Below are 5,416 nucleotides of genomic sequence, written 5' to 3'. Positions count from 1 at the left end.
GGTGATGCGCCGTCCAAGGCGCGCTCGACCACCGAGGCGACCTTGGTGGGCACCCTGGTCCATCTCTGGCCCTATATCTGGCCGAGCGACCGCGTCGACCTGAAGATGCGAGTGATGTGGTCGGTGGTGCTGTTGCTGGTGGCCAAGCTCGCGACCCTGGCGGTGCCCTTCACCTTCAAATGGGCAACCGATGCCCTGAGCGGGAAGGGTACGGCGCCGGTCGATGCCTCGAACTGGAAGCTCTGGGTGGTGGCGTCGCCGCTACTGATGACGGTGGGCTATGGCGGCTTGCGCGTGCTGATGGCGGTGCTGACGCAATGGCGCGACGGCATCTTTGCGGGTGTGGCGATGCATGCCGTGCGCAAGCTCGCCACCATCACTTTCGTCCATATGCACGAATTGTCGCTGCGCTTTCATCTCGAGCGCAAGACCGGCGGGCTGACGCGCGTGCTCGAGCGCGGCCGCAACGGCATCGAGACCATCGTGCGTCTTGTGATCCTGCAGCTGATCCCGACCATTGTCGAGGTCACGCTCCTGATGGGCGTGCTGCTCTGGCAGTTCGACTGGCGCTACGTGCTGGCGACGCTGGCCATGGTCGCGGTATTCATGTCGTTCACCTACTTTGCCACCACGTGGCGGCTCGGCATTCGCCGCAAGATGAACGATTCCGATACCGAGGCGAACACCAAGGCAATCGACTCGCTTCTGAACTATGAGACGGTGAAATATTTCGGTGCCGAGGCGCGGGAGGCGGCCAGGTACGACCGCTCGATGGAGCGCTACGAACAGGCGAGCGTGAACGCTTACACCTCGCTCGCCGTGCTCAATGCCGGCCAGGCCATCATCTTCACCGCCGGGCTCACCGCCACCATGGCGATGTGCGCGCTCGGCGTGCGCTCTGGAGGCAACACCGTCGGCGATTTCGTGATGGTCAACGCCATGATGATCCAGCTTTACCAGCCGCTCAATTTCATGGGGATGGTGTATCGCGAGATCAAGCAGGCGATCATCGATATCGAGAAGATGTTCAACGTGCTGGCGCGCAACCCCGAGATCAAGGATGTCCCAGGTGCGGTGCCGCTGGTGGTCACCTCCGGCAATGTGCGCTTCGATGACGTGCACTTTGCCTATGAAGCGGATCGGCCGATTCTCAAAGGGCTGAGTTTCGAGGTGCCGGCGGGCAAGACGGTTGCGATCGTCGGCCCTTCGGGCGCCGGCAAGTCGACGATCTCGCGACTTCTGTTTCGGCTCTATGACGTCTCGAGCGGCCGCATCCTGATCGACGGGCAGGATATCCGGAGTATCGCACAGACCTCGTTGCGCGCCTCGATCGGCATGGTGCCGCAGGATACCGTGTTGTTCAACGACACCATCCGCTACAACATTCGCTATGGCCGCTGGGACGCGAGCGATGCCGAGGTGGAAGAGGCCGCCCGGCTTGCGCAGATCGACGGTTTCATCCGGATGTCGCCGAAGGGCTACGAGACACAGGTCGGCGAGCGCGGTCTCAAATTGTCCGGCGGCGAGAAGCAGCGCGTGGCGATCGCTCGCACCATTCTCAAGGCGCCGCCGATCCTGGTTCTGGACGAGGCGACATCGGCGCTCGACAGCCACACCGAGCGGGAAATTCAGGACGCGCTGGAGCGGGTGTCGCGCAATCGCACCTCGCTGGTGATCGCCCATCGGCTTTCGACAATTGTCACGGCGGATGAAATCATCGTGCTCGATCAGGGCCGCATTGCCGAGCGCGGCACCCACGCTCAGCTTTTGGCAAATGGCGGGCTTTATGCGAGCATGTGGAACCGCCAGCGCGAAGCGCAGGAAGCGCGCGAGAAGCTGGCGCGGATCGCCGACGAGAACCAAGCGCCGAACCGCGAGCCGCCGCCGGTCGACGATGCGCTGGTGACCCCGGCCGCGGCGGAATGATTTTGAGGCTTTCTCCCTTGCAAGGGGGAAGGCGCCACCGTAGTGAAAGCGGATGTCGATCGCCAATTCCATTCGCGCGCAGATCCCGCCGATCCACCCTGAGGGTTATCCCTTCATCGGCGGCTTTGCGCTTGTCAGCCTGGTTTTGTTCTGGGTGTGGTCGCCGCTGGGGTGGATCGGCACCGCGCTGACCGTCTGGTGCGCGCTGTTTTTCCGCGATCCGGTGCGGACGACGCCGGCGCGGGATGGTCTCGTGGTGGCGCCTGCCGATGGCCGCATTTCGATGATCGCGCAGGTATTGCCGCCGGCCGAACTTGGGCTCGGCGATAAACCGCTGCCGCGCATTTCGATCTTCATGAGCGTGTTCAATTGTCACGTCAATCGCAGCCCGGTCGCCGGGCGGATCGACCGCATCGCCTACCGGCCGGGCAAGTTCATCAACGCCGAGCTCGACAAAGCGAGCGAAGACAACGAGCGCAATTCGCTGGTCATCTCGACGGCCAACGGCCGGATCGGCGTGACCCAGATCGCGGGCCTGGTGGCACGGCGCATCGTCACCTTCGTGCGGGAGGGCCAGACGATTGCGGCCGGCGAGCGCTTCGGCCTGATCCGTTTCGGCTCGCGGCTTGACGTTTACCTGCCGGAGGGAACGGCGCCATTGGTCGGCGAGGGCCAGACGGCGATCGCCGGCGAAACCATCCTCGCCGATTTCCGCCTGAGCGATCCGGGTCGGACATACCGCGGCAGTTAACCACGGCTCGGGAAGGCCCGTTCGGACGGTTGCAGCAATAGCGAAGCCAGCCGCTGCTTGCTATATTGGTGCTATGGCGATCGATCCCAAATATCTCGAACTGCGCCGCCGCCGGTTTCGACCGATACCGGTGCGCATGCTGGTGCCCAATTTCATCACGCTGCTGGCGATCTGCGCCGGCTTGACGGCGATCCGTCTTTCGACGGAGGCGCGGATGGAGCTCGCGGTCGCCGCGATCGTGTTTGCCGCCGTGCTCGACGGCATCGACGGGCGCGTCGCACGCATGATCAAGGGGCAGTCGAAATTCGGTGCCGAACTCGACAGCCTCGCCGACTTCGTCAACTTCGGCGTCGCGCCGGGCTTGATCCTGTATTTCTGGCAACTGCATCAATTGAAGGACGGCGGCTGGATCGCGGCGATGATCTTCGCGATCAGCGGCGGCTTGCGGCTGGCTCGCTTCAACGCGACCATGGACGACCCGAACAAGCCGGCCTATGCGGCGAATTACTTCACCGGCGTTCCCGCGCCGGCGGGCGCGATTGCGGTGTTGCTGCCGATCTATCTCGCGTTCCTCGGACTGCCTCAGCCGCCGGCGATGTTGACGGCGGCCTATACGCTCGTGATCGGCTTCCTGATGGTGTCGCGACTGCCGGTGTTCTCCGGCAAGATGGTGCGTATGCGCGTGCCGCCGGAGATGGTGCTGCCGGTCTTTGTCTCCGTGGTGCTGTTTATCGCACTGCTGATCGGCTATCCCTGGATGATCCTTTCGATCGGCACCGTGCTGTATCTGCTCAGCCTGCCCTGGGGTTGGAAGTCCTATCACGACCACAAGCGCAAGGCCGAGGCGATCGCGGCTACGGCAACCGTCGCCACCGGCGCGGCCGCCGAACCGCCGTCGCCGTTCTTGTCGGCCGCCGCTGATGACAGCGATCGGCCGGCGCGGCTGAACTAATCGAAACATTTCTACAGGGTGAAAATGCAAAGCCGTCTGTCTAGCGGTCTGATTCTAACATTCGCGAACCATCGCGGCAGGCACCTTTGCGAATGTTAGAATCAAAAGACCGCTAGCAAATATAGGAAACTAGTGGAGTTTCGGATTTGACATCGCTTTCGAGGTCGCGGCCCGGGGTAGCGAATGTCAAATCCACTCCACTAGGGCGGCTTTTGCCGATCCTGTTGCGGTCAGCTATATGCGTTGCGGACAAACCTGAACGCTGGAGAAAGCTGTGACGAATTCCGCGCCTGCGCCGCTGCCCGCCGACCTGCTGCAAGCTCTCGGGCGCTACGATACGCCGACGATCTGCAACGCCATGGAAGTCATCGCGCCTGAGCGTCGCCTGATCGGCTACACCACCAAGCCGCTGGTTTGTCCGTTTCCCGATCTGCCGCCGATGGTCGGCTATGCGCGCACGGTGACGATCCGCTCGGTCCTGAAATCGCAGTTGCCCGCGGACGAGCAGGCGAGGCGCCGCATCGAGTACTACGAATATATGGGCACCGGCTGGGGGCCGCGCATCACCGTGATCCAGGACGTCGACGGTCCCGACGTCGGTTACGGCGCGTTCTGGGGCGAGGTGCAGAGCAACGTCCACAAGGCACTCGGCTGCCTAGGTGTCATCACCGACGGTTCAATCCGCGATATTCCGCAATGGGCACCGGGTTTTCAGGCGCTCGCCGGATCGATCGGTCCGTCGCACGCCTGGGTTCATGCCGAGCACTTTGGCGGTGAAGTTCGCGTCGCCGGCATGACGGTGCGTTCCGACGATCTGATCCATGCCGACCAGCACGGCGCGATCGTGATCCCGGCCGAGCTGGCGCCGAAAATTCCCGACGCCGCCGAACTGTGCGGACGCCGCGAGACCCCGATCCTCGAGATCGCGAGGTCCAAGGACTTCAGCCTCGAAAAGCTGAAAGAAGCGCTGAAGCGGTCGGCCGAGATTCACTGACAATTCGGCGCGGCGAGCGCAGTTGTCCATCTCCTCACCACCGATCCGTTCTCGCTCTCGAGGCAATCGGACGGACCGGCGCAGGCTGCGCCCGTGCTTTCGCGTGCGATTGCGACCGCGTGCGGCGGCCAATGGTTAGCAGAATGTTGACGCGTGGCCGAGACGATCGCTGATCTTCCGATCCGTAACTTCGCGGTTTGTCGGAGGATACGGCCTCCAAACCGCTTAACCTTTACGCCTCTTTAATGGCCGGCCCGTAGGGTTCTAGGTGCGTGGCTCGGAGGGGGCTGCGCGACCGGGCCAGGACGGCCGGTCGGTTGCGTACGCGTTGGAGTCTCTCATGGATATTATGACGGGTGCCGGGCTTGCAGCTGGCATCCTTGTCGTTGCGGTGATGATGCTGCTCGGCGGCTCGTTCGAGCTGTTCGTCAGCGAGCACGCCGCCATCATCATTTTCGGCGGATCGATTGCCGCCACCATGATCCGCTTTCCCCTCGGCGTGATGCTGCACGGCCTGCCCCTCGGCGCGAAATTCGCCTTCACGATGAGCCGGCTGTCGGCGCGCGACCTGGTCGACGAACTCGCCCGCATCGCCGAAATCGCCCGCAAGCAGGGCCCGGTCGGCCTGGAAAAGGTCGAGACCGACGAGCCCTTCCTCGCCAAGGGCATCCGCTACATCGCCGACGGATACGACATGGAGTTCATCCGCGACAATCTCGAGCGCGACCGCGACAACTTCCTGATGCACCTCGACGAGGGCAGCAAGATCTACCGCGCCATCGGCGACTGCGCG

At 63.3% G+C, this 5,416-nt stretch carries 4 protein-coding genes and 1 pseudogene; all 5 read left to right on the top strand.

Annotated features, from left to right (window positions below; genetic code table 11):
* Window positions 1-45 precede the first annotated feature (45 nt).
* Window positions 46-1,926 (top strand): ABC transporter ATP-binding protein/permease, encoded by a 1,881-nt coding sequence (locus VFL62_RS04395; RefSeq protein ID WP_325171153.1) that lies wholly within the window; start codon window positions 46-48, stop codon window positions 1,924-1,926.
* Window positions 1,927-1,978: 52 nt separating this feature from the next.
* Complete coding sequence (locus VFL62_RS04390; RefSeq protein ID WP_325171152.1) at window positions 1,979-2,677, top strand: phosphatidylserine decarboxylase; 699 nt, start codon at window positions 1,979-1,981, stop codon at window positions 2,675-2,677.
* Window positions 2,678-2,750: 73 nt separating this feature from the next.
* Window positions 2,751-3,629: a CDP-diacylglycerol--serine O-phosphatidyltransferase gene (gene pssA, locus VFL62_RS04385; protein ID WP_325171151.1), complete on the top strand. Its 879-nt coding sequence runs from the start codon at window positions 2,751-2,753 to the stop codon at window positions 3,627-3,629.
* A 274-nt stretch (window positions 3,630-3,903) separates the two neighbouring features.
* Window positions 3,904-4,623: an RraA family protein gene (locus VFL62_RS04380; RefSeq protein WP_325171150.1), complete on the top strand. Its 720-nt coding sequence runs from the start codon at window positions 3,904-3,906 to the stop codon at window positions 4,621-4,623.
* A gap of 340 nt (window positions 4,624-4,963) precedes the next feature.
* Window positions 4,964-5,416, top strand: a pseudogene (locus tag VFL62_RS04375) (flagellar motor protein PomA); the annotation flags it as partial.

This window comes from Bradyrhizobium sp. (genome assembly GCF_035701725.1).
Classification (GTDB): domain Bacteria; phylum Pseudomonadota; class Alphaproteobacteria; order Rhizobiales; family Xanthobacteraceae; genus Bradyrhizobium.
This window is presented reverse-complemented; position numbering and strand designations above follow the sequence as displayed.

Coding starts and splice junctions, on each gene's coding strand:
- pssA (WP_325171151.1), top strand. CDS start 2,751: ATGGCGATCGATCCCAAATATCTCGAACTGCGCCGCCGCCGGTTTCGA.
- VFL62_RS04390 (WP_325171152.1), top strand. CDS start 1,979: ATGTCGATCGCCAATTCCATTCGCGCGCAGATCCCGCCGATCCACCCT.